General features: G+C 70.7%; 23 protein-coding genes and 1 pseudogene. 16 read left to right on the top strand and 8 right to left on the bottom strand.

The window, feature by feature from the left end; all coding sequences use genetic code 11:
• Positions 1 to 136 precede the first annotated feature (136 nt).
• Positions 137 to 322, top strand: coding sequence for a hypothetical protein (locus ACWPOB_RS25960; protein ID WP_455402581.1), 186 nt, complete (start codon positions 137 to 139; stop codon positions 320 to 322).
• A gap of 52 nt (positions 323 to 374) precedes the next feature.
• On the opposite strand, the pseudogene ACWPOB_RS25955 reads toward ACWPOB_RS25960, so the two are convergent.
• A pseudogene (locus tag ACWPOB_RS25955) lies at positions 375 to 1683 on the bottom strand (amidohydrolase family protein); the annotation flags it as partial.
• A 244-nt stretch (positions 1684 to 1927) separates the two neighbouring features.
• Here ACWPOB_RS25955 and ACWPOB_RS25950 point away from each other — a divergent pair.
• The 4 genes from ACWPOB_RS25950 to fahA all read left to right on the top strand — a co-directional run bounded on the left by ACWPOB_RS25950 (position 1928) and on the right by fahA (position 5835).
• Complete coding sequence (locus ACWPOB_RS25950; protein WP_100055253.1) at positions 1928 to 2461, top strand: MarR family winged helix-turn-helix transcriptional regulator; 534 nt, start codon at positions 1928 to 1930, stop codon at positions 2459 to 2461.
• Between the two features lie 112 nt (positions 2462 to 2573).
• A complete protein-coding gene (locus ACWPOB_RS25945; RefSeq protein ID WP_100055252.1) occupies positions 2574 to 3770 on the top strand; it encodes a homogentisate 1,2-dioxygenase in 1197 nt (398 codons plus the stop codon).
• Positions 3767 to 4651 carry a hypothetical protein gene (locus ACWPOB_RS25940; RefSeq protein ID WP_455402580.1) on the top strand — a complete coding sequence of 295 codons (885 nt, stop codon included), beginning with the start codon at positions 3767 to 3769 and terminating at the stop codon, positions 4649 to 4651. The genes ACWPOB_RS25945 and ACWPOB_RS25940 overlap by 4 nt, the downstream gene beginning before the upstream one ends.
• Positions 4648 to 5835, top strand: a complete 1188-nt coding sequence (gene fahA / locus ACWPOB_RS25935) for a fumarylacetoacetase (RefSeq protein WP_455402579.1) — start codon at positions 4648 to 4650, stop codon at positions 5833 to 5835. Before ACWPOB_RS25940 ends, fahA begins: the two co-directional genes overlap by 4 nt.
• Positions 5836 to 5921: 86 nt before the next feature.
• On the opposite strand, the gene ACWPOB_RS25930 is transcribed toward fahA, so the two are convergent.
• Positions 5922 to 6647 (bottom strand): MOSC domain-containing protein, encoded by a 726-nt coding sequence (locus tag ACWPOB_RS25930; RefSeq protein ID WP_100055249.1) that lies wholly within the window; start codon positions 6645 to 6647, stop codon positions 5922 to 5924.
• A gap of 84 nt (positions 6648 to 6731) precedes the next feature.
• Between ACWPOB_RS25930 and ACWPOB_RS25925 the strand changes: the two genes are divergently transcribed.
• The 5 genes from ACWPOB_RS25925 (at position 6732) to ACWPOB_RS25905 (ending at position 12409) form a co-directional block, all read left to right on the top strand.
• The gene (locus ACWPOB_RS25925) at positions 6732 to 7706 is read left to right on the top strand and encodes an LLM class F420-dependent oxidoreductase (RefSeq protein WP_455402578.1); all 975 of its coding nucleotides are present in this window, start codon (positions 6732 to 6734) and stop codon (positions 7704 to 7706) included.
• A gap of 201 nt (positions 7707 to 7907) precedes the next feature.
• Positions 7908 to 8795: an alpha/beta fold hydrolase gene (locus ACWPOB_RS25920; RefSeq protein ID WP_455402595.1), complete on the top strand. Its 888-nt coding sequence runs from the start codon at positions 7908 to 7910 to the stop codon at positions 8793 to 8795.
• Between the two features lie 10 nt (positions 8796 to 8805).
• Positions 8806 to 9606: an enoyl-CoA hydratase gene (locus tag ACWPOB_RS25915; protein ID WP_100057636.1), complete on the top strand. Its 801-nt coding sequence runs from the start codon at positions 8806 to 8808 to the stop codon at positions 9604 to 9606.
• A gap of 56 nt (positions 9607 to 9662) precedes the next feature.
• Positions 9663 to 11180: an acyl-CoA synthetase gene (locus tag ACWPOB_RS25910; protein ID WP_455402577.1), complete on the top strand. Its 1518-nt coding sequence runs from the start codon at positions 9663 to 9665 to the stop codon at positions 11178 to 11180.
• A 77-nt stretch (positions 11181 to 11257) separates the two neighbouring features.
• The gene (locus tag ACWPOB_RS25905) at positions 11258 to 12409 is read left to right on the top strand and encodes an acyl-CoA dehydrogenase family protein (RefSeq protein ID WP_455402576.1); all 1152 of its coding nucleotides are present in this window, start codon (positions 11258 to 11260) and stop codon (positions 12407 to 12409) included.
• A gap of 36 nt (positions 12410 to 12445) precedes the next feature.
• On the opposite strand, the gene ACWPOB_RS25900 is transcribed toward ACWPOB_RS25905, so the two are convergent.
• The 4 genes from ACWPOB_RS25900 to ACWPOB_RS25885 all read right to left on the bottom strand — a co-directional run bounded on the left by ACWPOB_RS25900 (position 12446) and on the right by ACWPOB_RS25885 (position 16495).
• On the bottom strand, positions 12446 to 12910 hold the full coding sequence (locus tag ACWPOB_RS25900; protein WP_006939806.1) for a MarR family winged helix-turn-helix transcriptional regulator: 465 nt from the start codon (positions 12908 to 12910) through the stop codon (positions 12446 to 12448).
• 334 nt (positions 12911 to 13244) lie between these two features.
• Complete coding sequence (locus ACWPOB_RS25895) at positions 13245 to 13907, bottom strand: class I SAM-dependent methyltransferase (protein WP_455402575.1); 663 nt, start codon at positions 13905 to 13907, stop codon at positions 13245 to 13247.
• A 90-nt stretch (positions 13908 to 13997) separates the two neighbouring features.
• On the bottom strand, positions 13998 to 15191 hold the full coding sequence (locus ACWPOB_RS25890; RefSeq protein ID WP_455402574.1) for a cysteine desulfurase family protein: 1194 nt from the start codon (positions 15189 to 15191) through the stop codon (positions 13998 to 14000).
• A gap of 365 nt (positions 15192 to 15556) precedes the next feature.
• Positions 15557 to 16495 (bottom strand): DNA-3-methyladenine glycosylase family protein, encoded by a 939-nt coding sequence (locus tag ACWPOB_RS25885; RefSeq protein WP_455402573.1) that lies wholly within the window; start codon positions 16493 to 16495, stop codon positions 15557 to 15559.
• A 196-nt stretch (positions 16496 to 16691) separates the two neighbouring features.
• Between ACWPOB_RS25885 and ACWPOB_RS25880 the strand changes: the two genes are divergently transcribed.
• Entirely contained in the window at positions 16692 to 17279 is a 588-nt protein-coding gene (locus ACWPOB_RS25880; RefSeq protein WP_455402572.1) for a ribonuclease H family protein, read from the top strand.
• A gap of 7 nt (positions 17280 to 17286) precedes the next feature.
• Here ACWPOB_RS25880 and ACWPOB_RS25875 read toward each other — a convergent pair whose 3' ends face one another.
• Positions 17287 to 18291 carry an acrylyl-CoA reductase family protein gene (locus ACWPOB_RS25875; protein ID WP_455402571.1) on the bottom strand — a complete coding sequence of 335 codons (1005 nt, stop codon included), beginning with the start codon at positions 18289 to 18291 and terminating at the stop codon, positions 17287 to 17289.
• Positions 18292 to 18460: 169 nt separating this feature from the next.
• On the opposite strand from ACWPOB_RS25875, the gene ACWPOB_RS25870 reads away from it, so the two are divergent.
• From ACWPOB_RS25870 to ACWPOB_RS25850, 5 genes are all read left to right on the top strand, one after another.
• Entirely contained in the window at positions 18461 to 19429 is a 969-nt protein-coding gene (locus ACWPOB_RS25870; RefSeq protein ID WP_455402570.1) for a siderophore ABC transporter substrate-binding protein, read from the top strand.
• A gap of 13 nt (positions 19430 to 19442) precedes the next feature.
• Positions 19443 to 20471, top strand: coding sequence for an ABC transporter permease (locus ACWPOB_RS25865; RefSeq protein ID WP_455402569.1), 1029 nt, complete (start codon positions 19443 to 19445; stop codon positions 20469 to 20471).
• Positions 20468 to 21454, top strand: a complete 987-nt coding sequence (locus ACWPOB_RS25860; protein ID WP_455402568.1) for an iron chelate uptake ABC transporter family permease subunit — start codon at positions 20468 to 20470, stop codon at positions 21452 to 21454. Before ACWPOB_RS25865 ends, ACWPOB_RS25860 begins: the two co-directional genes overlap by 4 nt.
• The gene (locus ACWPOB_RS25855; protein ID WP_455402567.1) at positions 21451 to 22206 is read left to right on the top strand and encodes an iron ABC transporter ATP-binding protein; all 756 of its coding nucleotides are present in this window, start codon (positions 21451 to 21453) and stop codon (positions 22204 to 22206) included. The genes ACWPOB_RS25860 and ACWPOB_RS25855 overlap by 4 nt, the downstream gene beginning before the upstream one ends.
• An 83-nt stretch (positions 22207 to 22289) precedes the next feature.
• On the top strand, positions 22290 to 23165 hold the full coding sequence (locus ACWPOB_RS25850) for an amidohydrolase family protein (protein ID WP_455402566.1): 876 nt from the start codon (positions 22290 to 22292) through the stop codon (positions 23163 to 23165).
• 69 nt (positions 23166 to 23234) lie between these two features.
• Here ACWPOB_RS25850 and ACWPOB_RS25845 read toward each other — a convergent pair whose 3' ends face one another.
• The gene (locus ACWPOB_RS25845; RefSeq protein ID WP_006935749.1) at positions 23235 to 23594 is read right to left on the bottom strand and encodes an Rv2640c family ArsR-like transcriptional regulator; all 360 of its coding nucleotides are present in this window, start codon (positions 23592 to 23594) and stop codon (positions 23235 to 23237) included.
• Between the last annotated feature and the right edge of the window lie 4 nt (positions 23595 to 23598).

The raw sequence follows: 23598 nt of genomic DNA, 5'->3' as shown, positions 1-23598 counted from the left end.
GCCACCGTCGGCGATACGCTCGTAATCTGGGGACGCTGCTGAACTACTGGACCGATGTCACGGCCGAACCTGGTTCGGACGCGGCGTTCGCCGCCGTACCGGCATGCAAGCCCTCGGGTTGCCGCCTCGAGCCGCAGTGGTGGAACGCTACGCACCGATCAGCTCGCTGGTTGTCGGTGCAATCGACTGGTACCGGGCCTTCGGGCGCTGGAGAACCGTGGTCATCCTGCAGCAGCTCTACGCCCGTTTCGTGCGGGGCGAGTCGGCGGCCCTCGGATGGGTGAGCGTGGCGCTGCTGTCGCGCCGAGTTCTGGCCTGCTGAGGGCGGGAGCGGCCGGCACGGCGGGATCTGATGCACATCGACGATCCGCGGTTCAGCGATGGAAACGAACCTCGCCTCGGACGATGTTGCAGCGCAACGGTTCCGATTTCGGGGTGAGAATCGCATCGGTGAGCGGTCGATCGAGCAGCACGAGATCTGCGGGAGCGTCGGGCGTCACGGTCCGGGGTCGGTCGCCGGGTCGGTCGAGCGGGGTGAGGTATCGGTCGAGGGACTCGGTGGTGGTGATCGTCTCCTGCTCGCCGACGACGTGCCCGGTGGAGGCACGGCGGTCGGTCGCAGCGGCGATCACTGCCCACGGGTCCAACGGTCCGTAGGGGGCATCGCTGGACAACGCCAGGGGCACACCAGCGTCGAGCAGCGACCGGCAGCGGTAGAGGTCCGGCAGATCCCGCGGGTCGACGCGGTCGAGGTAGTCGTCGCCGCGGTGCGCGAGGAATCCGGGCTGGGTAATGACGCACAGCCGGTGGCGGCGCAGCTCCGGGATCGACGCGGCCGGGATCAGTGCCCCGTGTTCGATCCGGTCGCCCGCCAGGGTGCCGACGTCGTCGAAGACCGCGAGCAGCAGCAGCGCCTCGCGGCTGACGCAGTGCACGGCGACGGGGCGGCCGTGGGTGTGGGCGCGGCGGACGGTGTCGGACAGGGCCTCGATGTCGGGCAGCCCCGAGTCGGCGAGCTCGATCTTGTACGTTCCGGTCGTCACGGTCGCCGGCCAGGACGCCGGATCGTCGCCCCCTGGTGCGCCGAGCAGATGCAGTCGCTGCGGGAGAGCGCCGGTGGTGTGCGCGTCGATCAGCGCTGCCAGGGAGTCCGGCGGCAGGTCCGGGGCGGCGTCGGTGACCCCGGTGATGCCGAACCGGACCAGGTCCGCGCCGACGGTGTCGAGCGGCGGTGGGCCGGTGGAGGGCAGCCGCTCGCGCAACCACGCGTCCGCGCGCCACACTCCCCCGGCGGGGCGGCCGGCGTCGTCGCGCTCGACACCCGGGTGTTCGGCCGAGTCCAGCTCGACCAACGCCGAGGCGGCCGAGTTGAGCATCCACAGCGCGCCGCTGCGGTGCTTCAGCCGCACGGGTCGCCGCGCGTGCAGCCGGTCGAGGGATGTGGCATCGAGCAGGCCGGCGACGGTCTCGACGTAGCCGGCCCCGCGGATCCAGCCGTCGCCGGGTGCGGCGTCCAGCGCGCGTGAGGGCATCGGGCGTGCGCACGTGCGGGGGACCGCTCCGCACCGAGGAGGCGTCGGCGGCCACAGCGTGCAGGTGCAGGTGATGATCGTGCAGCCCCGGCAGCAGCGCGCCGTCGCGGCCGTCGATGACCTCGGCACCGTCGGTGGCGCGCCTTGCACCTCTTCGTCACCGGCGGCTCGCTCGACCCGCAACGTGCGCTTGCGTGGGGGCTGATCGATGAGATTCGTGGGGCGGTCGAGTGAGCGAATGTATCGTGCTGTCGGTCTGATCGAGTGAGCGATACATTCGCTCGGCCCTGGGGCGGTGGTAGTCGGGCGCCGCCCAGTTTCGGGGTGCCGCCCAGGCCCTGGTCGATCTGATTAACGCATGTACTAAATAGTCGCGCTCGGATAAGGTGGCGCTCATGACCGAAGCGGACGCCCGCGACCTCGACTACTGGTCCTTCGTCGAACTCGCGAACCGGCGCCTGAGCAGCCGATACGGCGACTACCACGAGCAGGCCACCGAGGTGCTGCTGACCCTCAACCGGGCTTCCGACATCGTCACGTACGACCTCGAGGCGGCCGTGCACCGCCCGAGGGGGCGGTCGTGGTCGGCGTACCGCCTGATGTTCGTCACCTGGCTGGCCGGCCCCATCGAGCCGAAGGTGGCCGCCAAGCTCACCGGCATGAGCCGCGCCGCCGTCTCCAATCTCGCGAAACCACTGGTCGAGGCCGGTCTGCTGGCTCGTACCCCGGATCCGGAGGACGGCCGGTCGGTCCGCTTGTCGCTCACCGAGGCCGGCGAGCGGGAGATCGTGGAGACGTTCCGCGCCCAGAACGAGCGCGAGGCCGCCTGGGTCGATGTGCTGACCGAGGCGGAGCAGCAGATCCTCGTCATGCTGCTCAACAAACTCATCACCAGGCGGAGCCAATTCGACATGCGCGACCGCAACTGACGACCGATCTTCCCGATGTGGTTGCGCTCACGCCCGAAAACTAGTTAAGGTATTTACTAACACCGCGGGATCTCCGCGGATCAGCCACCGAGAACCCGAGGAGCGGAATCCCATGGCGTTCTACCGACAGCTCGGCGTCATCCCGCCGAAGCGGCACACGCAGCACCGCAACGAGGACGGCGGACTGTTCTACGAGGAGCTGATGGGCGAGGAGGGCTTCTCCTCGGACTCGGCGCTGCTCTACCACCGCCACATCCCGTCGGCCATCGTCGACGCGACCGAGTGGAAGGTGCCCGAGCAGGCCACCACCCCGAACCACCCGCTCAAGCCGCGTCACCTGAAGCTGCACGACCTGTTCCCGGAGACCGTCTGGGCCGAGACCGACGTCGTCACCGGCCGCCGGCTGATCCTGGGCAACGCGGACGTGCGCCTCTCCTACGTCGTCTCGAGGAAGGAGTCGCCGCTCTACCGCAACGTCGTCGGCGACGAGATGGTCTACGTCGAATCGGGCACCGCCCGCGTCGAGACCGTCTTCGGTGTGCTCGACGCCAAGGCCGGCGACTACGTGCTGCTGCCGATGGCCACCACGCACCGCTGGATCCCCACCGGCGACGAGCCGCTGCGCGCCTATGTCATCGAGGCCAACAGTCACATCGTCCCGCCGAAGCGCTTCCTGTCGCGGTTCGGCCAGTTCCTCGAGCACGCGCCGTTCTGCGAACGCGACCTGCACGGCCCGACCGAGCTGATCCAGGTGGAGGACACCAACGTCGAGGTCCTGGTCAAGCACCGCACCTCGCACGGGATCGTCGGCACCCGCTACCTCGTGCCCAACCACCCGTTCGACGTCGTCGGCTGGGACGGCTGCCTGTACCCGTACACCTTCAGCATCCACGACTACGAGCCCATCACCGGCCGGGTCCACCAGCCGCCGCCGGCGCACCAGGCGTTCGAGGGCAACAACTTCGTCATCTGCAACTTCGTGCCCCGCAAGGTGGACTACCACCCGCTGGCGATCCCGGTGCCCTACTACCACTCCAATGTCGACTCCGACGAGATCATGTTCTACTGCGGCGGCGACTACGAGGCCCGCAAGGGCTCCGGCATCGGCCAGGGTTCGATCTCCGTCCATCCCGGCGGCCACGCCCACGGTCCGCAGCCCGGTGCCTACGAGCGGAGCCTCGGCGTCGACTTCTTCGACGAGCTCGCCGTCATGGTGGACACCTTCCGCCCGCTCGAACTCGGCGAGGGCGCGCTCGCGTGCGAGGACCCGGCCTACGCCGGTAGCTGGAATCGAGGCCTCGGCAAGTGAGCACCCTCGGACTCCTGCTCGCCGGCCTGTGTGACGACGCGGCGCTCTTCCCACCGGGCAACGCCCCGCTCGACCTCGCGCTGCCGGCCCACGCCGCGCACCGCGTCGCCGACCACGCCGAGCTGGTAGGCACGTTCGTGTTCCCGGCGCCGCGGATTCCGGAGCTGCTCGAGGCGCTCGGGCAGCGACCGCTCGGCGGTGAGCTGACCCTGAGCCTGACCGTTCCCGGCGGTCCCGCCGCGGTCGTTCCCGCGATGGAGAGCCTGCGCGGCCTCGACGGCGTCGCCGTGGCGGCGCTCGAGATCGCCGTTCCGGCCGACGAGCCCCCCACCGGTCTTCTCGTCGCCCTCGATGTGCTCGCCGCCGAGTACCCGGGAGTGGCTCTGTTCGTGGAGATTCCGCGCGACGAGCGCCGCACCGAGATCCTCCAGGGTCTCGTGGGATCGCGCTACGCGGCGAAGTTCCGCACCGGCGGTGTGGTCGCCGAGGCGTACCCCGACGAGCAGGAACTCGCCGAGGCCGTCGCGACCGTGGTGCGCACGAAGGTGCCGTTCAAGGCCACGGCCGGTCTGCACCACGCGGTCCGCAACACCGACCCACAGACCGGATTCGAGCAGCACGGATTCCTCAACGTGCTCGCCGCCGTCGACGCCGCGCTCGACGGTGCGGACATCCCGGACCTGGCGGCCGTGCTCGCCGACCGGGACGGCGACCGCCTCGCCGCACGGCTGGGCTCGCTGACCCCCGCGCGCATCACCCAGGTCCGCAACCGCTTCCGCTCGTTCGGAACCTGCAGCATCGCGGAGCCGCTCGCCGATCTCGTCGAGGTCGGCCTGGCCCCGTCGACGATGTCCCCGATCACCGAAGGATCCCTTGCATGACCGTCATCGACATCCCGGAAGGTTCGCTCTTCGGCGCGAACAACCTGCCCTACGGTGTGTTCTCCACGGCCGGAACGCAGCCCCGCGTCGGTGTGCGCGTCGGTGACTCCGTTCTCGATCTGTCCGTCGTGTTCGACGACCCCGCCTTCGCCGAGCCCACCCTCAACGCCTTCATGGCGCGGGGCCGCGCCCGCTGGGACGAGGTGCGCGCCGCGCTGCAGAGCCTGGTCACCGGGGACGTGCCCGCCGAGGCCGTGCACGCCGTCGCGGAGGTCGAGCTGCACCTGCCGATCGAGGTCGCCGACTACGTCGACTTCTACGCGTCGGAGAACCACGCGTCGAACCTCGGACGGCTGTTCCGGCCCGACAACCCGTCGCCGCTGATGCCGAACTGGAAGCACCTGCCGGTCGGCTACCACGGCCGGTCGAGCACCGTCGTCGTTTCCGGCGTGGACATCGTGCGCCCGTGTGGCCAGCGCAAGGGCCCGAACGACCCGGCGCCCGTCTTCGGTCCGTCGATCCGTCTCGACATCGAGGCCGAGATGGGCTTCGTCGTCGGTATCGGCTCGCCGATGGGATCGTCGATCACCCCGGACGAGTTCGCCGACCACTGCTTCGGGGCCGTCATCCTCAACGACTGGTCGGCCCGCGACATCCAGGCGTGGGAGTACGTGCCGCTCGGCCCGAACCTCGGCAAGTCCTTCGCGACCTCCATCTCCCCATGGGTCGTGCCGCTGGCCGCGCTCGAGGCCGCCCGCGTCGACACCCCGGTGCAGGACCCGGAGCCGCTGCCGTACCTGAAGGGCACCGAGAAGTGGGGCCTGGACATCGATCTCGAGGTCGAATGGAACGGCCACGTCGTCTCGCGTCCGCCGTACGCCCAGATGTACTGGTCGCCGGCGCAGATGCTCGCGCACACGTCCGTCAACGGTGCCGCCACCCGCACCGGCGACCTGTTCGGTTCCGGCACCATCTCCGGGCCGGAGAAGGACCAGCGCGGCGCGTTCATCGAACTCACCTGGGGCGGTAAGGAACCGGTTCAGGTCGGCGACGAGACCCGCACCTTCCTCGAGGACGGCGACGAGATCGCGATCTCCGCGACCGCGCCGGGTCCGGACGGCACCCGCATCGGCTTCGGCGAGGTCCGCACCCGCATCCTGCCCGCGAAGGACGCCGGCCACTGAGCCGACTCTCCCCGGATCCGCGCGCCGGTTCGACAGCGGCGCGGTGCATTCCGCGCGTCGACGTCCGGTCGGCGCGCGGATCCGTTTCAGCGGACGATCAACGAGTCACCCACGGACAGAATGCCGTCCGATGCCACGTCGGCGTAGACGCCGATGCAGGGGGCGGGCTTGCCGCCCGCCCGGTTCGGGACGCGGTTGCGGTCGGTGACGGTGCGCAGCATGTCGCGCCGGGCCGGCACCTCCTGGTGCGGCAGCGTCACCATCACACACCGCGCCGTGCGCTGGGTCGGCACGAGCGCGACGGAACCGGCCTCGACACGCCGGCCCAGCCAGTCGTCCTCGACGAACCCGGTGCCGCCGGTCGAGACCACGACGTTGGGCCGGAAGCGGCGCAGCGCGACGCCCGCCGGCTCGTCCGTGCCGAGCGCCTCCACGGCGGCCGTCGTCAGCAGGTGCAGCGGCGCGTCGTCGTAGGTGCGGGGGCGGGCCTCCAGGGTCAGCGCACGCCCGGTCAGTTCGGACAGCAGCCCGGGGGTGCGCGGGTCGTCGCCGCGGGTGCACCGGCCGTCGGGCAGCGTGATCTCGAGGACGGACGGATCCGACGGGTCGGCGTCGTCGAGCAGGCGGGCACGGCATTCGAGCAACCGCGACCAGGCCCGCACCTTCTTCGCTGACGCGACGGTGCCGGTCTCGGCGTCGATCACCGCCCACATGTGGTCGCCGCGCAGCCCGTCGGACTCGATTGTCGCCGACTGCAGTTGCTCGCCGCCGAACGACTTGACCGGGTAACGCCAGAGCTGAGAGACCTGCACAACGGGCCAGCATACGGACCGGTGTGTCCTTCGGGCGGTCGTGGCAGCCCGAAGGACACACCGGCGCAGCCTAAGGTGTGGCGTATGAGCGATGATGCGACGCCGCGCCGTTGGGGCCTGACTATCCCCCTCGACGGCATTTCCCTGCCGGATCAGCGAAACCTGATCGCCGAACTGCCCGACCTCGGCTACACCGACGTGTGGTCGTCCGAGAGCAGCGTGGCCGACGCCTTCACACCCCTGGCGCTGGCGAGCGTGTGGGCACCGACGCTGCGCCTGGGCACCGCGATCGTCCCGGTGTTCACGCGCGGCCCGGCCACCCTGGCGATCTCCGCGGCCACCCTCGCCGCCGCCGCCCCGGGCCGCTTCGTCCTCGGCGTGGGCACCTCGTCCAACGTGATCGTCGAGAAGTGGAACAGCACCCCGTTCGAGGAGCCGTTCAAGCGGGCCCGCGACACGCTGCAGTTCCTGCGCGCCGCGCTCGCCGGTGAGAAGGTCACCCACAAGTACGACACGTTCGAGGTCAGCGGGTTCCGGGCCGGCCTCGTCCCCGATCCCGCCCCGCCCCTGCTGCTCGCCGCCCTGCGGCCCGGCATGCTGCGGCTCGCCGGACGGGAGGCCGATGGTGCGATCGTCAACTGGCTCTCGGCCGACGACGTGCGCACCGTCGCGCCGTATGTGCACGAGGGCGGAGCGGGCAAGGAGATCGTCGCCCGCATCTTCGTGCTGCCCGGCTTCGACCCCGAGACCGCCCGCAGCATCGGCCGTCGCATGATCGCCGCCTACATGAACGTCCCCGTCTACCGCGCCTTCCATGAATTCCTGGGCCGCAGCGAGGATTTCGAGAGCATGTGGCGGTTGTGGGGGGAGGGGGAGCGGTCGGCGGCCCTCGCCGCGATCCCGGATCACGTGGTGGACCAGCTGGTCGTGCACGGGCCGCCGGAGGCGTGCCGGGAGCACATCGAACGGTACGTCGAGGCGGGTGTGACCACCCCCGTGATCGCGATGACCACCGCGGGCGATCCTACGGAGATGATCCGGGCCCTCGCCCCACGCTGAGTGCCGGATCCGCGCCGGGCGGTCGACCGCGAATCGAGCGCGCCACTGTCCGGGAACCGTCCGGCTGTTCCGTGCCGATCGGTTCGGCGCCGAGCATCGTCACGATTCGGTCGCGGCGGTAACGTGCCCGTCGGGCACCGACGACATTCCGGGCAGATCGACCGCTGGGAGGCCGCGATGCCTGGACCGGATCTGCGTCGGGTGACCGTCGCCGCCGACGACGGCCTACCCCTGTCTGTGCGGGTGCACGGACCCGCCGACGCGCCCGTCACGGTTGTGCTGGTGCACGGGCACTGCCTGCGCACCGACAGCTGGTCGGCGGTGCGCGAGCGGCTTGCCGGGCAGGCCGGCGCGGCGGTCCGCATCGTCGCCTACGACCAGCGCGGTCACGGCCGGTCGGGGGTCGGCGCTCCCGAGACGTACACCATCGAGCAGCTCGCCCACGACCTCGCCGCCGTGCTGCGCACCGTCGTGCCCCGCGGGCCCGTGGTGCTGGCGGGGCACTCGATGGGCGGGATGGTGGCGATGGCCTACGCGCGGCTGTACCCGGAGACGATCGGCAGCCGCGTCGTCGCCGCCGCGCTCGTCGCGACCGCGGCGAGCGGCTTGGCCGACCTGGGGCTCGGCCGCTACCTGCGGCACCCGGCGGTGTCCGTGCTGCACCGCGCGGTGCGACGGGCGCCGCGGGTGATGCAGGGATCGATGCGCGTCGGCGGGCGGATGTGCGCGCCGGTGGTCCGTCGCGGCGCCACGGACTCGTGGGCGCGTTCGCTGGCGACGACCCTGACGAACGAGACGTCGATCGTGACGCTCTCGCGTTTCCTGGCGGCGTTCGCGGTGCTGGACGAGTCGGCGGCGCTGGCCGTGCTGGCGGCGATCCCGGTCCTGGTGGTCGGCGGGTCGGCCGACGAGCTGACCCCGTTCGCGCATTCACGGGCCATCGCCGCGCGGCTGCCGGCTGCCGAACTGGTGCGGGTCGACGGCGCGGGGCACTCGCTCATCGTCGAGCGCGCCGACGAGGTGGCGGCCGCGCTGCTGCGATTGCTCACCCACGTTCGGGGGGTGGCCACCCCCGTCGGGGTCGTGTAGGCAGGAGCACATGACCGACACGCGCACCGACCAGCCCGCCGCCGTTCTCATCGCCGTCGACGAGGCGTCCGGCATCGGCCTGCTCACCCTGAACCGTCCCGATCAGCGAAACCCGTTGTCCGCGGCGGCGATGCGCGAAGTCACGATGGGACTGCGCGCGCTGTCCGCGGAGTCCGCGACCCGGGTGATCGTGATCCGCGCCGAGGGACCGGTGTTCTCCGCCGGTCACGACCTGCGCGAGATGATCGGCCGCACCCTCGAGGACGAGCGGGTCATCTTCGACACCTGCACCGACATGATGCAGACCGTGCAGTCGGTGCCGCAGCCGGTGATCGCGTCGGTGCAGGGTGCGGCCGTCGCGGCCGGGTGCCAGCTGGTGGCGTCGTGCGACCTGGCGGTCGCGTCGTCGGACGCGGTGTTCGGGACCCCGGGGGTGAAGATCGGCCTGTTCTGCTCCACGCCGATGGTCGCGCTCAGCCGCGCGGTGGGGCGCAAGCGGGCCATGCAGATGCTGCTCACGGGCGAAACCATCGATGCGGAGACGGCCGCGGACTGGGGGCTGGTCAACTTCGTCGTCGACCCGGCGGCGCTGGAAACCGAGACCGCCGCGCTGGCCGCGAAGATCGTCTCGGCGTCGCCGGCGACGGTGCGGATCGGCAAGGAGGCCTTCTACCGGCAGATCGAGCTGCCGCAGGAGCAGGCCTACGAGGCGATGGCCGAGACCATGGCGACCAACGCGATGATCTGCGACGCACAGGAGGGCATGACCGCGTTCGTGGAGAAGCGCCGGCCCGTGTGGCAGGGCCGCTAGGCTTATCGAGCGTTCAGTCTGGACCATTGGTTGGACGTCCTATAACGTGTCCGATCATGAGCTCAGACCCGCGCGCGAACACCGTCGACGGCGTGCTGCACCGCAGCGCCGCCCGCTTCCCCCACCGCACCGCCCTGCGGTTCGGCGACCGCACCCTCACCTACCGTGAACTCGACGACGCGGTTACCCGGGCGGCCGCGCGGCTGCGCGCGCTGGGCCTGGACCAGGGCGATCGCGTCGCCGCGTACGGCACCAACTCCGACGCCTACGTCGTCGGGTACCTCGCCGTCGCCCGGGCCGGCCTGGTGCACGTGCCGATCAACTACGCGCTGCGCGGCGAAGAGCTGAGCTACCTGCTCGGTCAGTCCGGGGCGCGTGCCGTCCTCGTCGACCCCGCCCTGGCCGGCAACCTCGAGCAGGTGCTCGCCGACGTCCCGGCCGAACACGTCCTGCCGCTGCGCGACGCCGACGACTCGCTGCTCACCGCCGCGTGCGCGGGCGAGGTTCCGGAACTCGACGTGACCGTCTCCGACGCCGACCTCGTGCAGCTCCTCTACACCTCCGGCACCACGTCGAAGCCCAAGGGCGCCATGATGCCCCACCGGGCGCTGGTGCACGAGTACACCTCGTCGATCGTCGCGCTGGACCTGGCTGCGGACGACAACCCGCTGGTCTGCATGCCGCTCTACCACTCGGCCGGCATGCACGTGTTCATGATGCCGTACCTGGCCGTCGGCGCCACGATCACGCTGCTGCCCGCCCCCGACATCCCGGAGATCCTCCGGCTCGTCGAGTCCGAGCGCATCGGCTCGTTGTTCCTCGCCCCCACGGTGTGGGTGCCGCTGGCGAACCACCCCGACCTCGAGACCCGCGATCTGTCGTCGCTGCGCAAGGCCCAGTACGGCGCGTCGATCATGCCCGTCACCGTGCTGAACCGGCTCCGCGGGCGCTACCCCGGCCTGGGGTTCTACAACTGTTTCGGTCAATCCGAGATCGGTCCGCTGGCAACGGTTCTGCGCCCGGAGGAGCACGAGGACCGGCCGTCGTCGTGCGGGAAGGCGGTGCTGTTCGTCGAGACCCGCGTCGTCGACGCCGACGGCAACGACGTGCCCGACGGTGAGTCCGGCGAGGTGCTGTACCGGTCGCCGCAGCTGTGCCTGGGGTATTGGGACAACCCGGAGGCCACCGCGGAAGCGTTCCGCGACGGCTGGTTCCACTCCGGCGACCTCGTCACGCGCGACGCCGAGGGCTACATCACCGTCGTCGACCGCATCAAGGACGTCATCAACACCGGCGGCATCCTCGTCGCCTCCCGCGAGGTGGAGGACGCGCTCTACACCCACGAGGCCGTCGCCGAGGTGGCGGTCATCGGCACGCCCGACGAGAAGTGGATCGAGGCCGTCACCGCCGTCGTCGTGCTGCGCGACGGCGCGGATGTCGACGAGCGCGAGCTGATCGACCACGTCAAGCAGCGGCTCGCGCCGTTCAAGGTGCCGAAGCTCGTCCGGTTCGTGGACACGTTGCCGCGCAACCAGAGTGGCAAGCTGCTCAAGCGCGAGCTGCGCACCACGTGACCGAATGTCACATGAGTTCGATCGAAGTGAAGCGGTGTGACATTCGGTCACACGCGACGGAAGGCTGAAGGACACCGATGGTCAAGAAGCACGTGCCGTCCTGGCACGACGACGAGGTGCAGGCGGTCTCCGAACTCGCCCGCGACTTCTTCGAGCGCGAGGTGATGGCCCGCGCCGAGAAGTGGGACGCGCAGCGACGCATCGATCGCGACGTGTGGCTCGCCGCAGGCAAGCTCGGGCTGCTGCTGTGCTCGGTGCCGGAGGAGTACGGCGGCGGGGGCGGCACCTTCGCCCACGATCTGGCCGTCTTCGAGGCGCAGGGCTACTCGGGTGACCTTGCACTGGGCATCTCGGTGCACAGCGGCATCGTCGCGCACTACATCCTCGAGTACGGCAGCGAGGAGCAGAAGCGGACCTGGTTGCCCGGCATGGCAACCGGGGAGATCCTCGGCGCGATCGGCATGACCGAACCGGGCGCCGGTTCGGACCTCAAGGCCATCAAGACCACCGCGATCCGCGACGGCGACACGTACGTGGTCAACGGCTCGAAGACCTTCATCACCAACGGCTCGTCGGCGGACGTCATCGTGCTCGCCGTCAAGACCGACCCCAAGGCCGGCGCCAAGGGCGTGTCCCTGCTCATCGTCGACCTGCGCGACTGCCCCGGCTTCGCGGTCGGGCGGGTGCTGGACAAGGTCGGCCAGCACGGCGCCGACACCTCCGAGCTGTCGTTCACCGACGTGCGGGTGCCGGTGTCGAACCTGCTCGGCGAGAGCGAGGGGCAGGGCTTCGCGCAGCTGATGGCGCAGCTGGTGCAGGAGCGGCTGATCATCGGCGCGCAGGCCGCCGGCGCGATGGAGCGCGCGGTCGAGGAGACCGTCCGCTACACGAAGGAGCGGCAGGCGTTCGGGCACAGCCTGTTCGAGTTCCAGAACACCGCATTCGAGCTGGCGGAGTGCCGGACCATCGCCCGGACGTGCCAGGTGTTCCTGGATCACTGCATCGAGCAGCACCTCGAGGGTGAACTCGACGACGCGGACGCCGCGATGGTCAAGTACTGGCTGACCGACAAGCAGTGCGAGGTGATCGACCGCTGCGTGCAGCTGCACGGCGGCTACGGCTACATGCGCGAGTACCTGATCGCGCGGATGTACGAGGACGCCCGCGTGCAGCGGATCTACGCAGGCGCCAACGAGGTGATGAAGCAGATCATCGCCCGCTCCCTCTGAGCCCGCCCCGGGTGGAGGGTTCCCGCGAGGAACCCTTCACCTGCCGGCCTGCCGGGTGTGGTGGGCCAGCACTTTCGCGAGCAGGACGGCGAGCTGGTCGCGCTCGGTCGGGTCGAGCGGCGCGAACGCCTCGTCCTGCGCCGCGACGAGTACGTCGTCGAGGGTGCGCAGGTGCTGCCGCCCGCGGCGGGTGACGCTGATGATGTTGCGGCGCCGATCGGTGGGATCGGGGCTGCGGTCGACGAGCCGCCGGTCGGCGAGCTCGTTGACGGTGGCGACGATGTCGCTGCGGTCCATCCCCGCGCGACGGCCGAGATCCGTCTGACACAGCGAGCCGTACTCCTCGAGCGCCGCGAGCGCGCGGTAGTGGTAGCCGCGGGCGTCGGCCTGGCCGAGCCGGTCGACCACCACACGGTGCACGTGGCGGGCGGATTGGGTCAGCAGCCAGCTCGGGAGCCGCTCGAGCCTCGTGGGCGCGGTCGAAATGTCTGGGTCGGACATGCCACCAGGGTACGGTCCGACGGCCGGAAAACCGCGTCAGCCGTCGGCGCCGCGGCAGCACAGTTCCCGCCGTACCGGGCCGACGACTCCGGCACCGGTCCGTACTCTCGCGCCCCGGTCGGGCGGACGCCAACAGCCTGTCGATCGTTCCGGCGGTGGTGTGGGCTCGTATCTGCATGCCGGCAGGGGCGCAATGCGTGCAGGTCATGCCGGTGGCGGGGTAGTTGGTGACGTTCGTGTCGTGTTCCTTCGATGGTGCGGGCCGGCCGGATGGGACAGCGGCGTGGTGGGGGCACGGCCGACGCTGATGCCACCGTGGGCGGGTGCGAGGGGCTCACCTCGGCCTGTCGACGATGAGGACTTGGACGGCGCCCAGACGTGGGACGATGCGGCCCAGCAGTGCTGCGAGGGGCTCGAAGTGGTGTAGGAACCAGGGGTGCGCGGCGGTGAACAGCCGGCCCTGCACGGTTGCCCGCCCATGGCGGCGGCCGAGGCGCCGCAGCTCACCCGGGGTGAGGTAGGTGCCACTCGAGAACGGTGCGCGGTGGGTGGGTTTGTCGAGCAGGCCCCAGGGGCTGGTCGGGTTGAGCGTGAGCACGACGATGCGGCCGCCCGGACGGGTGATGCGCGCCAACTCGGCCAGGACCGCTCCGGGGTCGGTGAACTCGAGCATCGCGATCGTGACGGCGGCGTCCGCGATGTCGTCCGGCAGAGGCAGGCGGCAGGCGTCGGCGCGTAGGAGTCGACCGGCGGCACGGTCGGCCGCTACCGCGAGCATCCCGGCCGACCGGTCCACGCCGAGCACTCTGGCCCCTCGACCGGCCAGGTGGTGGACGAGCCTGCCGGTGCCGCAGCCGACTTCGACCACCGTCAGGTCGGCGGGATCGGATAGTGCCTCGTCGACCGCGGCCCGCTCCACAGCCCACGCATGAGCGCCCCAGGACGTGTCGAACCACCGGTCGTACCCCCGGGCCCGGGCGGCAGTCAGCTCGTCCATCGCGGCTCGGGTCCAGGCGGCGGCGACCGGCGCGGAACCTCGGCGCGGCGACCGTCCGCGAGCAGCACTGATCCACTCTCCTTCACCGGTTCACTCTCCCCCGGAGGTTCTTCGCACGGTGGCGCATGCACGGGAGATGGCTTCGGCAGCGACCACCACGTCCGTCTCCCGCGTCCAGCGGCCCAGGGAGAGCCGGATGGCGCCGAGCGCGGCGTCGTGCTCGATGCCCATCGCCCGCAGGACGGGGGAGGGTTCGTGAGTCCCGGAATGACAGGCCGACCCGGTGGACGCGGCGATGTCCGGTGCCGCGGCGAGGACCGCGGGCCCCTCGGCGCCGTCGATGCGCAGGTTGGCGGTGTTGGGCAGGCGCCGGCTCGGATGACCGTGCAGATGAACCCGGCCTGGCAGGGACTCGGACAGCATTGCGACGAGGCGGTCGCGCAGCACCGCCAGCCGGTGCGGCTCGCTCTCGACCAATGCCGTGGCGGCCAGCTCGCCGGCGATCCCGAGCGCCATGGCGAACGCGACGTTCTCCGTCCCGGCCCGCACACCGCGCTCTTGCCCCCCGCCGCCGATGAGCGGCACCATCGACACTCCATCGCGAACATACAGGGCCGCAATTCCTTTCGGGGCGTACATCTTGTGCCCGACGACGGTGAGCAGGTCGACGCCGAAGGCCCCGACATCGAGGGTGATCTTCCCGGCACTCTGGGCGGCGTCGGAGTGCAGGAAGACTCCGTGGCGCCTGGTCACGTCAGCGATCTCCCGGATCGGCTGGACCGTGCCGGTCTCGTTGTTCGCATGCATGACCGTGACCAGGACAGTCCGAGAGGTGATCGCCGCCTCGACGTCGGTGGGGTCGAGGATTCCGTGGCCGTCGACAGGAAGGTACGTGATCTCCACACCGTGGAGATCGTGCAGCGCCCGGCACGCGGCGAGGACCGCGGGGTGCTCGGTGACCTGCGTGATCACGTGCGCTTTGTCCTGGCCGCCGGTCATCGCGGCCAGGACGACGCCCCGGATGGCGAGGGCGTCCGCCTCCGAGCCGCTGCCCGTGAAGACAATTTCCTGTGGGGAAGAACCCACGAACGCGGCGACCTGTTCGCGTGCCAGTCGCAGTGCCGCCTTGGGGGCGGCGCCGAATGCGTGGTCGCTCGAGGGATTGCCGAAGTTCTCCCGGAGTGCCGGTAGCAGGGCCTCGACGACTCGGGGATCCACGGGTGTGGTCGCGTTGTAGTCCAGATAGACGGGTCGTGCGGGCAGACCCGGGTGCTCCACAGTCATGCTGCTGCTCGTCCCCTCGGCGTCGGGAGAGGTCTCCACAGAGGCGTCCGGACCGGACTTCCTCGTCGATCATTGTCCACCCGTTCGTGGCGACCGACCGAGATGCGGGATCGGACTCCTGCAGCCGGATCCGCGAGACGCGTCGACTGCGACCGGCCATCGCCCGCGTAGACCCGTGCGTCGTGTCCTTCGGTGTGGTGTGGAGCGAGTTGCTCACCACTGAGCGTCGGTCACCGACTGCGGCCCACTGGACCGCGGCATGTCCCCGAGGCCCGCGATCCGGTGCTCGAGGAATCGGGAACGTCACCGTCCAACGCATGTGGCGTCGTACCCAGCCGGGTGGCCAGGTCCTTGTTCGACGCGCCTCAGTGCCCGCGGTGATCGGTGATCGGCGTGCGGGGTCCCCGTCTCGGGACCCGCCCCGCTCCGCCGGTCGCCATGATCAGCCGCACGGCTCGATAACGGTGCGGCCGAAGCGGTTCCAAATACTTCACCATGCCGGCGTCGTCGAGTGGTGCGCCCAGCAGCGACCAGCCGACGATCGTCGCGAGGTGGTAGTCGCCCACCGACAGCGCGTCCGCGTCGCCGAAGGCGCGCTGCGCGACCTCGGCGGCGGTCCATACGCCCACGCCCGGGATCGAGCGCAGCTTCCGCTGCGCCTCGGCGGGCGCGAGGTCGACGAGCCGCTCGAGGCGGTCGGCCAGCTGGGCGCAGCGCACGACGGTCCGGGCCCGGCCGGGGTCGACGTTGGCGCGGTGGAACTCCCACGACGGGACGCGGCGCCATGTCTCGGCGGCCGGGGGCACCCGCATCCCCTCCGGAGCCGGACCGGGCGCGTCGTCGCCGAACCACGTGACGAGCCGCCGCCACGACGCGAACGCGGCGACGCTGTGCACCCGCTGCTCGAGGATCGCCGGGACCAGGGCCTCGAGCACGCGGCCGGTGCGCGGGATCCGCAGGGCCGGCAGGCGGCGATGGGCCTCGGCCAGGCTCGGATGCTCGGGCCGGAACCCGGTCGGGTCGTCCTCGGCACCGAGAAGGGTGGGAAGGTGTGCCGACAGTTCCTCGGCCCCGGCACCCCACGCGTGGCAGCGCACGCCGCGCGGACCGTCCTGCACGAGCCGGTAGGTGACCGGCCCCGACGCCAACCGGGACGTGCGCCACACGGCCTGCCCGTCGCGGCGATGGCAAGGGTCGTAGGGCCCGCGCTGTAGGGGTTGCAGCGTCAGTGCGACGTCCACCGGCCGGGGCAGCTCGGCGCGCACGACGAGCGCGCCGGTGCTGGGTGGAGCGGGGGCGGGCACCGGTCCACCGTACTGTGCGACGAGGTGACCGTGCGACGAGGTGACCGTGCGACGAGGTGCGGATCGAAGGCGGCGACTCCGCCGAGCGTGCGCTTCTCGTGCCGACACGCCGATGGGCGCCGCGATTTCTGCACAGCCGCGGCGCGTCGGCGCCTCGGGCGCGACGTCGCCCCTGCCACGGGATATGGTCTGGCACATGATCATCGTGAGCACCGACGGTTCCTGCCTTCGCAATCCGGGCGGCGCCATCGGATGGGCGTGGGTCAATCACGAGGGGCCGAGCCGCTCGGGCGGGGAGCACTCGGGCACCAATCAGATCGCCGAGCTGCGGGCGCTGCTCGAGGCGCTGAAGGCTCATCCCGGTCCGGAACCGATGATCATCGAATCCGACTCGCAGTACGCCATCAAGTGCGCCTCGGAATGGTTGCCCGGCTGGAAGCGCAAGGGCTGGAAGACGGCGACCGGCGCGCCGGTGAAGAACCTCGACCTGGTCCAGGCCATCGACCGCGTCCTCGCCGAGCGGTCCGGGCCGGTGCGGTTCCGGTGGGTGCGCGGGCACGTCGGCAACCACTTCAACGAACTCGCCGACACCCTCGCGGGCGAGGCGGCGCGCGCGCAGGCGGCGGCCCCGCCCGCCCCGAAGCCGCCCGTCCCCGAACCGGCCGGGCCCGAGCCGACCGCCGCGTCTGCGCGGCCCGAGCCGACCGCCGCGCCTGCGCGGGCGAAGAAGGCGGTGCGCCGGACGGTGAAGGTGGTCGAGGAGGTCGAGTTCACCCTCTTCTGACGAGCCGTCAGAATCCGCCGGCAACCTCGATCACCGCGCGGCCGGTGAACTTGCCGGCCCGCACGAGGTCGAGCGCGGGCACCAGCTCTCGCGCGGGGATGTGGCGGGTGATGTCGGCCAGGTGCCGGGGCCGCAGGTCGCCCGCGAGGCGTTCCCACAGCGCCCGGCGCGGACCGATGGGCAGCTGCACCGAGTCGATGCCCAGCAGTGCGACGCTGCGCAGGATGAAGGGCATCACCGTGGTCTGCAGGGCGGCGCCGCCGGTGAGTCCGCTGGCGGCGACCGCGCCGCCCCACTGGACGGTGCTGAGGACGTGGGCGAGTGTGGCGCCGCCGACGCAATCCACGGCCCCGGCCCAGATCGCCTTGCCGAGCGGTCGCGGCTTCGCGTCGGGGTCCTCGGGCAGCCGCCCGATCACCGAGGCGGCGCCCAGTTCGGTGAGCAGGTCGTGGGCTTCCGGCTTGCCGGTCGAGGCGACCACCTCGAATCCGGCGGCGGCGAGCAGGTCGACGCTGACGGTGCCCACGCCGCCGGAGGCGCCGGTGACGACGACGGGCCCGTCGTCCGGGGTCAGGCCGTGCCGCAGCAGGGCCTGCACGCTCAGCGCCGCGGTGAAGCCGGCGGTGCCGATGGCGGCGGCGTCGGCTGTGGAGAGCTCGCCGAGCCGGACGAGCTGGTCGGCGGGGACGCGGGCGTACTCGGCGTAGCCGCCGTGGCGGCCGGTGCCGATCTCGTAGCCGTGCGCGAGGACCCGGTCCCCGGGCGCGAAGTCGGGGTGATCGGAGGTGACGACCTCACCGGCGAGGTCGATGCCGGGAATGATCGGGTAGTTGCGGACCACGCCGCCGCGCGGGACGACGGCGAGGGCGTCTTTGTAGTTGACGCTCGAATGCAGGACGCGGACGGTGATGCCGTCGTCGGGCAGCATCGTCTCGTCGACGGTCTCGGGGGCGAAGTCGACCGCGCCGTCGCGTTCGCGCGCGACCCAGGCGGAGAACGTGGTGGAGGTCATGGGTCCGACCGTAGTGGCGGCGCGCTCGTCCGTGGGGCGACACGACCCTTGCCAATGGTAAGTAAAGGCATGCTAAGTTAGGCAATGCTTGGCTGAGTTCGAGGCGGTGGGTGGGGCTGCACGAGTGGCTCCGTCTACCTCGGAAGTTCAATTTTCAAGGAGATTGCCCATGCGTATCCGGTTGTCCGCCGCCGTCGCGTTAGTCGCGGCCGCCTCGCTCGGGCTTTCCGCCTGCTCCTCCGACACCTCCTCCGACACCGCGGCGGAAACCGGCGAGACCGTCGTCGTCAGTCACGCCCAGGGCGATACCGAGGTGCCCGTCGATCCCCAACGGGTCGTGGTCTTCGACCAGAGCGTGCTGCAGTCCATGATCGACCTCGACCTGCCCGACGCCGTCGGCGTCCCCGCGCTCACGAATTGGCCCGAATCGTTCGCGCGTTACCGGGGCGACGACGTCGCCAAGGTCGGCTCGCTGTTCGAGCCCGACTTCGAGGCCGTCAACGCCCTCGAGCCCGACCTCATCATCGTCGCCGCCCGGTCGGCCACCAGCTACGACGCGCTCAGCGAGATCGCCCCGACCGTCGACCTCTCCGTCGACGCCAAGGACTTCCTCGCCAGCGTCGAGAAGCAGAACCGCAACCTCGCCACCATCTTCGGCGCCGAGGGCGCGTTCGAGGAGAAGTTCGCCGGCATCGAGGCGTCGTTCGACGCGGTGTCCGCGGCCGCCGCACAGGCGAACCTGCGCGGGCTCATCACGCGCGTCGAGGCCGCCGAGGTCACCGCGTACGGACCCGGATCCCGGTACGGGATCATCCACGACCTCGGCGTCAAGCCCGTGTCGGAGACCTTCGCCGACGACGTCGCCCACGGTGACGCCGTGTCCTTCGAGTACATCGCCCAGGCAGACCCCGACCTGATGTTCGTCCAGGACCGCGAGGCACCCCTCGGCGACACCACCGGCCCCAACGCGTCCCGAGTCCTCGACAACCCGCTCGTCGGCGGCACCACCGCCGCGAAGGAAGGCCGGATCACCTACCTCGACCTGTACACCTGGTACATGGCGCCGAGCGCGCTGAGCTCCGTCCAGTCGCAGATCGACGTCGTCGGGCAGGCCGTCGGCAAGGCCGCGGCGGCATGACCTCCTCCCGCCCGTGAGCTCCCCGGTAACGACCGGCAGGGCCGGCGACCGCACCCCGCGTGCGGCCGCCGGCCCCGCCGCGCGTGTGCGTCCCGTCCTGATCGGCGCGGCGCTGCTCGCCGTCGCCGCCTTCGCGTCCCTGTTCGTCGGCGTCGCCGACGTCACCCCCGCCGACCTGCTGCGCGGCGACACCGCGACCCTCGAGGTGTTCTTTGTCTCGCGCGTGCCCCGCCTGATCGCGATCCTGCTCGCCGGCGCCGCCCTGAGCGTGTCCGGCCTGATCATGCAGCACCTGACCCGCAACCGGTTCGTGGCGCCGGACACCGCCGGCACCGTCGAATGGGCCCTGCTCGGCATCCTCGTCGCCACCCTGTTCCTCGGCGGACAGTCCGTGCTCGGCAAGATGCTCGTCGCCGTCGCCTTCTCCCTCGTCGGCACCTTCCTGTTCCTGCGGCTCCTGCGCCGCGTCCGGTTCACCGACATGATCGTCGTGCCGCTCGTCGGCCTCATGTTCGGCGGCGTCGTCATGGCCGTCACCACGTTCTTCGCCTACCGGCTCGAACTGATGCAGGCCCTGAACACGTGGACCAGCGGCGACTTCTCCGGCATCCTGCGCGGCCGCTACGAGATCATCTGGGTCGTCGTCGCCGTCATGGCCGTCGCCTATCTGTACGCCGACCGCTTCACCGTGGCCGGCCTCGGCGAGGGCTTCGCGAAGAACCTCGGCGTCTCGTACCAGCTGGTGATCAACATCGGGATGGTCGTCGTCGCCGTCACCACCGCCGTCGTCACCGTCGTCGTCGGCGCCATCCCGTTCCTCGGCCTCGTCGTGCCCAACCTCGTCACCCTGGCGCTCGGCGACAACCTGCGCCGCGTCCTGCCGATCACCGCGCTCGCCGGCGCCGGATTCGTGCTCGCGTGCGACGTCGTCGGCCGCGTCATCCGCTACCCGTACGAGATCCCGGTCGGCACCGTCGCGAGCGTCGTCGGCGCCGTCGTGTTCATCGCGCTGATCCTGCGCACCCGGCGAGGTGTGCGATGAGCCCGGCCGTCGCCGCACCCCCCGCGACCCGTCGCCGGAACCCTGCCCGCGTGCTCGTCGTGCTCGCCGTCGTCGCCGCACTGGCGGTGTGCGCCTACCTGTTCCTCTTCGTCACCGGCTCGTGGGACTTCGCCATGAAGATCCGCGGCCGGCAGGTGCTGTCGATGGTGCTCGTCGGCTACGCCACCGCCTTCGCCGCGGTGATCTTCCAGACGGTCACCAACAACCGCATCCTCACCCCGGGCGTGATGGGTTTCGACAGCCTGTTCATGCTGCTGCAGACCCTCGTAGTGTTCCTGTTCGGCGCGGGCGCCCTCGCGACACTGGATCCGCGCCTGAAGTTCGGGGTCGAGGTGCTCGCCATGGTCGGCTTCGCGCTCGTGCTGTTCCGATGGCTCTTCGACCGCGGATCCCGCGACCTGTACGTGCTGGTGCTCGTCGGGATCGTGCTCGGCGCCCTGTTCGGTGGGCTGTCGTCGCTGGTGTCGCGGCTGATCGACCCCAACGACTTCATGACCCTGCAGGACGTGCTGTTCGCCAGCTTCAACAACGTGCAGGTCGACCTGCTCGCCGTGTCGGCCCTGCTCGTCGTCGCGGCGACGGCGTTCTCGGTGCCGCTGCTGCGTCAGCTCGACGTCGTCGCACTGGGCCGCGAGCACGCGATCGGCCTCGGCGTCGACCACCGGCGCGTCGTCACCCGCGCGCTGATCGTCGTCGCGGTGCTGGTGTCGGTGTCCACTGCGCTCGTCGGGCCCATCACGTTCCTCGGGCTGCTGGTGGCGAACCTGGCCCGGGAACTCGTCGGCACGTTCCGGCACCGCTGGACGGTGCCCGCCGCGACGCTTGTCGCGATCGTCGCCCTGGTCGGCGGGCAGTTCGTCCTCGCCCGGCTGCTCGACTACAACTCGAGCCTCATCGTCGTCGTCAACTTCGTCGGCGGCATCTACTTCATCTCCCTGCTCGTGAGGGGTGCACGCCTGTGATCACCGTTCGGGACCTCGCCAAGAACTACGCCGGCACCACCGTGCTCGGGCCCGTCGATCTCGACGTCCCGCGCGGCGGCCTCACGTCGATCATCGGTGCCAACGGCGCCGGCAAGTCGACACTGCTGACCATCGTCGCGCGGCTGCTCGACTCCGACGCCGGATCGGTCAGCATCGACGGGCTCGACCTGCGGGCCACCCCCTCGGACGTGCTGGCGAAGAAGCTGTCGGTGCTGCGCCAGGACAACACCACCGCGGTGCGGTTGTCGGTGCGCGAACTCGTCGAGTTCGGGCGCTTCCCGCATTCGAAGGGCCGGCTCTCGGCGGCCTGCCACGACGCGGTCGACCGCGCCCTCGAGTACACCGGCCTGGGCGGGTTCGAGCACCGCTTCCTCGACCAGCTCTCCGGCGGACAGCGGCAGCGCGCGTTCGTCGCGATGGTGCTCGCGCAGGACACCGACTATGTGCTGCTCGACGAACCGCTCAACAACCTGGACATGAAGCACTCGCAGCACATGATGCAGCTGTTGCGACGCATGGCCCGCGAGATGGGTAAGACCGTGATCCTGGTGATCCACGACATCAACTTCGCGTCGTGCCACTCGGATCGCATCGTCGCGATGCGCGACGGCGCCGTCGTCGCGGACGGGGACGTCGACGAGATCCTGCAGCCCGAGGTGCTGCGCAAGGTGTACGACATGGACATCGCCGTGCACGAGATCGACGGCCGTCGCATCGCCGTGTACTTCTGAGGCGCCTCCGGCGCCGGTGTGTCCTTCGGGCGGCTGGGGCAGCCCAAAAGACGCACCGGCGACGGGGTCGCTACCTTCGGGTGATGGACGAAGCGCAGCAGGTGGCCGACTTCCGGGCCCGGCACGGCCTCAGTGGCCTGATCGACGTGCACACCCACTTCATGCCGTCGAACGTGATGGACAAGGTGTGGAGCTACTTCGACTCCGCCGGGCCGCTGGTAGGCCGGGCGTGGCCCATCACCTACCGGCACGCCGAGGAGGAGCGCGTCGAGCGGCTGCGGGGTTTCGGTGTCCGCCGGTTCACGGCGATGCTCTATCCGCACAAGCCCGCGATGGCCGCGTGGCTGAACGCGTGGGCGGTGGACTTCGCGGCCCGCACCCCCGATTGCCTGCACACCGCCACGTTCTATCCCGAACCCGACGCCGCCGGCTACGTGGCCGCGGCACTCGAGCACGGGGCACGGGTGTTCAAGTCGCACATCCAGGTCGGCGACTACGACCCCAACGACCCGCTGCTCGACCCGGTGTGGGGCCTGCTCGAGGATGCCGGCGTGCCGATCGTGATCCACTGCGGATCGGGACCGGCTCCGGGGGCGCACACCGGGCCCGGACCGATCGCCGCGCTGCTGGAACGGTTCCCGCGGCTGGCGCTGATCGTCGCGCACATGGGCATGCCGGAGTACCGCCAGTTCCTCGATCTGGCGGAGAAGTACCCGCGGGTGCACCTGGACACCACCATGGCGTTCACCGACTTCACGCAGGAGTCGATGCCGTTCCCGGGGGACGAGCTGCCGCGGCTGCAGGCACTGGGTTCGAAGGTGCTGTTCGGCAGCGACTTCCCGAACATCCCGTACCCGTACGTCCATCAGCTCGAGGCGGTCGAACGGCTCGGTCTCGGCAGCGAATGGGTCCGCGCGGTGTGCTGGGACAACGCACAGGTCTTGTTCGGCGCGGTGTGAGCCGGGGGCTGTCTGGCCGAATGTCACACCGGTTCGATGTGATCGAACCGGTGTGACATTCGGCCCCCCTCACGTGCAGCAGTTGGGATCGAGGACGAGACGCAGTGCCTGCAGGGCCTCGTTGCAGGCGCGATGGTGGACGTTCATGCCGCGGCGCGTGGACTGCACCATCCCGGCCTTCCGGAGCTGGCCGAGGTGGTGACTGACGGTCGACTCCGTCAGCCCCACGGCCGACGCCAGGTCGCACGTGCAGACGTCGTCCTCCCGCGTGGTGAGCAGGATCGACATCAGCTGGATCCGGGTCGGGTCGGCGAGCGCCTTGAGCCGCAGCGCCACCTCGAGGGCGGCTGCCTCGCTCATCGGTGCGGCCGAGACCGGCGCGCAGCAGATGGGGGCGGAGACGTCGATGACCGGGAGCGCCTTGGGCATGTCC

Source organism: Rhodococcus sp. 2H158 (assembly GCF_053764755.1).
The sequence above is the reverse complement of the archived record's forward strand: the minus strand, read 5'-3'. Positions and strand labels throughout refer to the sequence as shown.

Bases quoted from the DNA above. Each gene is read 5' to 3' on its own strand.
- ACWPOB_RS25950 (WP_100055253.1), top strand. From the start codon at position 1,928: ATGACCGAAGCGGACGCCCGCGACCTCGACTACTGGTCCTTCGTCGAA.
- ACWPOB_RS25945 (WP_100055252.1), top strand. From the start codon at position 2,574: ATGGCGTTCTACCGACAGCTCGGCGTCATCCCGCCGAAGCGGCACACG.
- fahA (WP_455402579.1), top strand. From the start codon at position 4,648: ATGACCGTCATCGACATCCCGGAAGGTTCGCTCTTCGGCGCGAACAAC.
- ACWPOB_RS25925 (WP_455402578.1), top strand. From the start codon at position 6,732: ATGAGCGATGATGCGACGCCGCGCCGTTGGGGCCTGACTATCCCCCTC.
- ACWPOB_RS25915 (WP_100057636.1), top strand. From the start codon at position 8,806: ATGACCGACACGCGCACCGACCAGCCCGCCGCCGTTCTCATCGCCGTC.
- ACWPOB_RS25910 (WP_455402577.1), top strand. From the start codon at position 9,663: ATGAGCTCAGACCCGCGCGCGAACACCGTCGACGGCGTGCTGCACCGC.
- ACWPOB_RS25905 (WP_455402576.1), top strand. From the start codon at position 11,258: ATGGTCAAGAAGCACGTGCCGTCCTGGCACGACGACGAGGTGCAGGCG.
- ACWPOB_RS25900 (WP_006939806.1), bottom strand. From the start codon at position 12,910: ATGTCCGACCCAGACATTTCGACCGCGCCCACGAGGCTCGAGCGGCTC.
- ACWPOB_RS25895 (WP_455402575.1), bottom strand. From the start codon at position 13,907: ATGGACGAGCTGACTGCCGCCCGGGCCCGGGGGTACGACCGGTGGTTC.
- ACWPOB_RS25890 (WP_455402574.1), bottom strand. From the start codon at position 15,191: ATGACTGTGGAGCACCCGGGTCTGCCCGCACGACCCGTCTATCTGGAC.
- ACWPOB_RS25880 (WP_455402572.1), top strand. From the start codon at position 16,692: ATGATCATCGTGAGCACCGACGGTTCCTGCCTTCGCAATCCGGGCGGC.
- ACWPOB_RS25875 (WP_455402571.1), bottom strand. From the start codon at position 18,291: ATGACCTCCACCACGTTCTCCGCCTGGGTCGCGCGCGAACGCGACGGC.
- ACWPOB_RS25870 (WP_455402570.1), top strand. From the start codon at position 18,461: ATGCGTATCCGGTTGTCCGCCGCCGTCGCGTTAGTCGCGGCCGCCTCG.
- ACWPOB_RS25860 (WP_455402568.1), top strand. From the start codon at position 20,468: ATGAGCCCGGCCGTCGCCGCACCCCCCGCGACCCGTCGCCGGAACCCT.
- ACWPOB_RS25850 (WP_455402566.1), top strand. From the start codon at position 22,290: ATGGACGAAGCGCAGCAGGTGGCCGACTTCCGGGCCCGGCACGGCCTC.
- ACWPOB_RS25845 (WP_006935749.1), bottom strand. From the start codon at position 23,594: ATGCCCAAGGCGCTCCCGGTCATCGACGTCTCCGCCCCCATCTGCTGC.